We start from the raw sequence: 4878 nt of genomic DNA, 5'->3' as shown, positions 1-4878 counted from the left end.
CCTTCGTCATTGCGAGCATAGCGAAGCAATCCAGGGCGGTCTGCTCGGCCCTGGATTGCTTCGCTGCGCTCGCAATGACGAGGTGGGGGTGCCAAACGGGGAGGGCGCCGCAAAGGCGCCACGAGGGATGCGAAAGACAAGTCTTATCATCGCCGGGCTGATGGCCTCGGCCTCGCCGGTTCTGGCCGAGGAAGCGCCCATCGTCGTCACCGCACCGGGCGGCGCCATCGACCTCGACGAAGCGCGCGAGATCGACCCGCAGGCGCTCGACATCGCGGGCAAGCGCGATCTGGCCCGCGCGCTGGAACGCACCGTACCGGGCCTGACGCTGGCTGAATCGACCGGCAACCCGTGGCAGGCAGCGATCACCTGGCGCGGGTTCTCCGCCTCGGCGCTGCAGGGCGCGGAGCAGGGCATGGCGGTCTACCTCGACGGGGTGCGCTTCAACCAGCCGTTCGGCGACGTGGTGCTGCTCGACGTGGTTCCCGAAATGGCGCTGGCGAACGCGCAGCTCAACGATGCCAACCCGGTGCTGGGCCGCAATGCGCTGGCGGGCTCGCTGCTGCTGACCACGCATGATGGCGTGAGCCTGTCGGGTCTGCGCCTGCAGGCGGACGTGGACACGCTCGGCAGTGTGGGCGGCAGCGCCTCGCTGGGGCTGGGCGACAAGGCCGACAACCTCCTGATCGTCGCCGAGGCGCGGCATGACGACGGCTGGCGCGTCGCCTCACCCTCGACGCTGAAGCGCGTGTTCGCCAAGGGCGTCCACGATGCCGGGGCATGGGGGATCGAGGTGCAGGGCCTCGCCGCCGACACCGATCTCACCGGCAACGGCGTCGCCCCGGTCGAACTGCTCGCCGCCAAGTGGAACGCGGTATTCACCACGCCCGACGTCACCCACACCCGCTTCGCGCGGCTGGTCGCCGCACCGTGGATCGCGGCAGGCGAGACCGGGCGCATCGAACTGCGCACCCATTGGCAGACCCTCACCCGCAAGAGCGCCAACGGCGACCTCGCCGACTTCGGCGCCTGCGAGGACGATGCGGGCTACCTCTGCCTCGGCGACGACGACGAGTTCGAGGAACCCTTGCTGGCGAACGGCGCCCGCGTGGTGAACGACCCGGCGGTGGACGACTACGCCGTGTTCAACCGCGGCCGCGAGCGCACCCGCAGCGGCGGTGCCATGCTGCAATGGCTCGACGAGCGCGAGACCGAGAACGGCACCCGCCGCTTTGCCGTAGGCGCTTCGTGGGAGCGCGCGCGCACCCGCTTCACCGCCACCACCGAACTGGGCGAACTGGAGGAGGACCGCTCGGTCGAGGGCCTCGGCCTGCTGCTGACCTCGGAGGAGGGCGGCATCACCCCGGTCGACGTCGTCACCCGCATGAGCGACCTGGCGCTTTTCGCCAGCGCCGAAGTGCCGCTGACCCCCGCGCTGACGGTCGAGGCCGGGGCGCGCTGGTCGCGCAACACGGTTAGACTGGACGACCGGCTGGGCGACGCGCTCGACGGCAGCCACCGGTTCAGCCGCCTCAACCCCTCGATCGAGTTCGATTATGCGCTGGGGGCGGATGTGCATGCGACGGCGGGCTTCGCGCTCACCAGCCGCAATCCGACGCCGGCGGAGCTGTCCTGCGCCGATCCGGAATCGCCCTGCACGCTGGCGAACTTCTTCATCGCCGATCCGCCGCTGAAGGCGATGACCGCGCGCAACTGGCATGCCGGGCTGTCGGGCGGCGCCAATGCTTTTGGGGCAGCACTGTCGTGGCGGGTGAACGGCTGGCGCTCGGACACGAAGAACGACATCCGCATGATCGCCTCGCAAGTGCGCGGGCGGGCCTATTTCGCCAACCTCGGCGAATCGCGGCGGCAGGGGATCGAGGCTTCGGCCGACTGGCGGCAGGGCGGCTGGCGCCTTTCGGGCAGCTATGCCTTTACGGATGCGAAGTTCCGGCAGGACTTCGCGGTTTCGAGCCCGTCCAACCCCGAGGCGGACGAGGACGGTCTGGTCGAAGTCCGGCGTGGCGATCGCCTGCCCGGCGTGCCGCGCCATTCGGTGAACCTCTATGCAGGCCGCGCTGGGAAGGGCTGGGAACTGGGCTTGGCGATGCGCGCGCGCTCCGGGCAGGTGCTGGTGGGCGATGAGGGCAACGACAACGTCAGGACTCCGGCCTACGCGGTGTTCGACATGATGGGCCGGGTAGAAGTCGCGCCCGGGATCGAACTGGCGGCGGAACTGCGCAACATGTTCGACCGGCACTACGTGACGATGGGCACGTTCTCCGAGATCGACGAGATCGAGCTGGCAGAAGCGCCCGGCGCGGACAATCCGCGCGCTTATGCTCCGGGGGCGCCGCGCAGGCTGACGGTGTCGGTGCGGGCGCGGTTCTGAGGGCGGCTTTGGCCCACCCCGTCCGGCTAGGCAGCAAGCTGCCAAGCCTCCCAGCCCTCCCGCACGCGGGAGGGCTGACGCGCTTCACCCCCTCCTGCTTGCGGGAGGGGCAGCGAGACTTGGGCCGCAGGCCCTAGTCGCAGCGGGGTGGGCCGGAGCCCGAGACTGAGCCTACAACCTCGGCAGCAACCGCGCTTCAAGCCCCGGATAGAGATGCGAGACGCTGCGCTGCAATTCATAGCGCGCGGCCTTCAGTCCGGCGAACCGCGCGGGGATCGGCAGTTCCCCCGCCTCGGTCATGTCGAGCCCGTCGGCCACTGCCTGCGTCAGCGTGGCCTCCAGCCAGTCCAGCCAGTCACGCGTCTGCGCGATCGCGCCGCCGTCCCGGTCCAGCGGCCCGTGCCCCGGCAACAGCAGCCCATGCGGCACTGCCTTCAGCCGATCGAGCGCCGCGCGCCACTTCGCCAGATCCGCATGCGGGGTCGAGGGCGCGCGGTCGTGGAACACAAGGTCACCCGCCAGCAGCGTCCCCGTCGCCTCGTCGAGTAGCACCAGATCGCCCGCCGAATGTCCCTGCATCGCGAAGAGCCGGAACCTGCGCCCGCCGAACAGGGCCTCCCCTTCCGCCATGTCGCCGAGCGGCAGGACGATATGGGTGCCCTTCATCCAGTCCGACAGCAGGCGATACATGGCATCGGAAAAGCCCTCGCCGTCGCGCTCCAGATCGGCGCGGGTGGCGGGCAGGGCGTGGACGATGGCGGGATCGAAGGCCGCCGCCCCCAGCGCATGATCGGGGTGCAGGTGGCTGACGTAGACCCGCCCCACCGCCTTGCCCGTCACCGCCTGCGCCAGCGCGCCGAGCGCTTTGCCATGCTCCAGCGAGACGCCCGGATCGAACAGCACCGCGCCTTCGTCGGTGGCGATGATGGCGCTGTTGGCGATCATCCCGCCGTTGTCGAACAGGATCGGCGCATCGGCGCCGCGCACCATCCACACGCCCTCGGCGACGGGCTCGGCCTTGGGGGCATAGGCCCCGGCGAACGTCTCTGCGCGGGCGGCGACGGGCAGCGCCAGCGCAGCGCCGATCAGGCTGCGGCGCGTGAGGTTCACTTGGCGGCCAGCGCCGCGCTGCGCGGGGTGACCACGCCGTCGAACTCCAGCCCCGAACTGTCGCGCGCGGCGATCGAGAGCGGCCCCTTCGCATCGTCGACGATGAAGGTGAAGGCAGGGTCTTCGGCCACCGCTCCGAAGACCTGCAGGTCGGCGAGCGGGGTTCCGGCCGAGGAGGTCACGGTCACCCGCTCGATGTTGTAGGCGGCGATGTTCTCGACGAGGCCGGTGTCCATCGGGTGCCGTAACGTCACCCTGAGGCGCGTTTGAGTGCCGCTGAGTACCCATGCAGCACCGTGCATTTCGCCGAGGTGGTCGGCCCAGTCGCCCTTCACCCGGCTGACCGGCGGGGCCGAGCAGCCGCCGCCCGCCGCATCGATCCAGCTCCCCGAGACGTGCCACACCCCGTCCGCCGTCAGCACCGCCGCGCGCACCGGGGTGCGCTGGTCGAGCTTGATGCGCGTCGCCAGAAACGGCGCGGCGGCGCGGGGGGCATAGTCCACCGCGACAGGAATCGGGTTGAGGTCGGCGAAGATCAGGATGCGCTTCACCTGTGGCAAGGCGCGCGCATCGACGGTGACGGGAAAGACGCGCTGGTTCTCGGCGATCTCGGGGATTTCGACCTTCACGGCAGGGTCGAAGCGTACCGTGGCGCCGCCGAACAGACGCTCGGCGTGATACTCCCACATCGGCGATTTCAGCGGGTCGGCAGGCAGCGCGAAGGCGGCCGGGACCGGCGCGGCGAGGGTGGCGATGAGGGCCAGCAGGATCTTCTTGCGGATCATACCAAGGGCCAATGTAGGCCGGGCCTCGCTCGCGTCATATTGGACCTTGGGAGGAGCCATGGAACGCATCGGACGAAGGCTGGCGATAGGGCTGATTCTGGCGGTCGTTTGCGCCCCGGCAGCGCACGCCGCCGACGACTTCGACATAGATGGCTACCGCACCGCCCGCTACCGCGCGCCGGTGGACCGGCTGCCCGCGCCCGCCCGCCGGATCGCGTTGGAGGACGCGCTCGGGCTGGACGAAGCGCTGTTCATCGACGTGCTTCCGGTCGAGTCCGGCCACCGTGACCCCGCGACCGGCCAGTGGCGCCTCAGCCAGCCGCACGAGACAGTGCCCGGCGCGCTCTGGCATCCGGAGACGGGGCGCAGTCCGGTCGATCCGGTGCTCTGGCGCGGGCTGGAGCAGGCGGTCGCCGAGGCGCGCCGGGGGAGTCCGCGCCTGCCGGTCGTGCTGTTCTGCCGCACCGATTGCTGGATGGGCTGGAACGCCGCGCGGCGTCTGGCGAAAGGCGGCGTGCGTCACGTCTACTGGCTCGCCGAGGGGATCGAGGGCTGGCACGCCGCAGGCCGCGCACTGGTGCGGGCGGAGCC

At 70.5% G+C, this 4878-nt stretch carries 4 protein-coding genes; 2 read left to right on the top strand and 2 right to left on the bottom strand.

Annotated elements, in window-relative coordinates:
* Positions 1-127: 127 nt before the first annotated feature.
* Positions 128-2392: a TonB-dependent receptor gene (locus ACYPYD_RS22275; protein WP_459665585.1), complete on the top strand. Its 2265-nt coding sequence runs from the start codon at positions 128-130 to the stop codon at positions 2390-2392.
* Between the two features lie 171 nt (positions 2393-2563).
* Here ACYPYD_RS22275 and ACYPYD_RS22270 read toward each other — a convergent pair whose 3' ends face one another.
* Both ACYPYD_RS22270 and ACYPYD_RS22265 read right to left on the bottom strand, forming a co-directional pair.
* Positions 2564-3502: a quinoprotein relay system zinc metallohydrolase 1 gene (locus ACYPYD_RS22270; protein ID WP_459665583.1), complete on the bottom strand. Its 939-nt coding sequence runs from the start codon at positions 3500-3502 to the stop codon at positions 2564-2566.
* Positions 3499-4287, bottom strand: a complete 789-nt coding sequence (locus ACYPYD_RS22265) for a quinoprotein dehydrogenase-associated SoxYZ-like carrier (RefSeq protein ID WP_459665580.1) — start codon at positions 4285-4287, stop codon at positions 3499-3501. Before ACYPYD_RS22265 ends, ACYPYD_RS22270 begins: the two co-directional genes overlap by 4 nt.
* A gap of 58 nt (positions 4288-4345) precedes the next feature.
* On the opposite strand from ACYPYD_RS22265, the gene ACYPYD_RS22260 reads away from it, so the two are divergent.
* A partial coding sequence (locus tag ACYPYD_RS22260; protein WP_459665578.1) for a rhodanese-like domain-containing protein occupies positions 4346-4878 on the top strand: 533 nt, incomplete at its 3' end.

This window comes from Novosphingobium sp. 11B (genome assembly GCF_054589055.1).
Note: the sequence above shows the minus strand (reverse complement) of the source record. Positions and strands in the feature narration are given on the sequence as shown.

Excerpts from the sequence above, each read along its gene's own strand:
- ACYPYD_RS22275 (WP_459665585.1), top strand. The coding sequence starts at position 128 with ATGCGAAAGACAAGTCTTATCATCGCCGGGCTGATGGCCTCGGCCTCG.
- ACYPYD_RS22265 (WP_459665580.1), bottom strand. The coding sequence starts at position 4,287 with ATGATCCGCAAGAAGATCCTGCTGGCCCTCATCGCCACCCTCGCCGCG.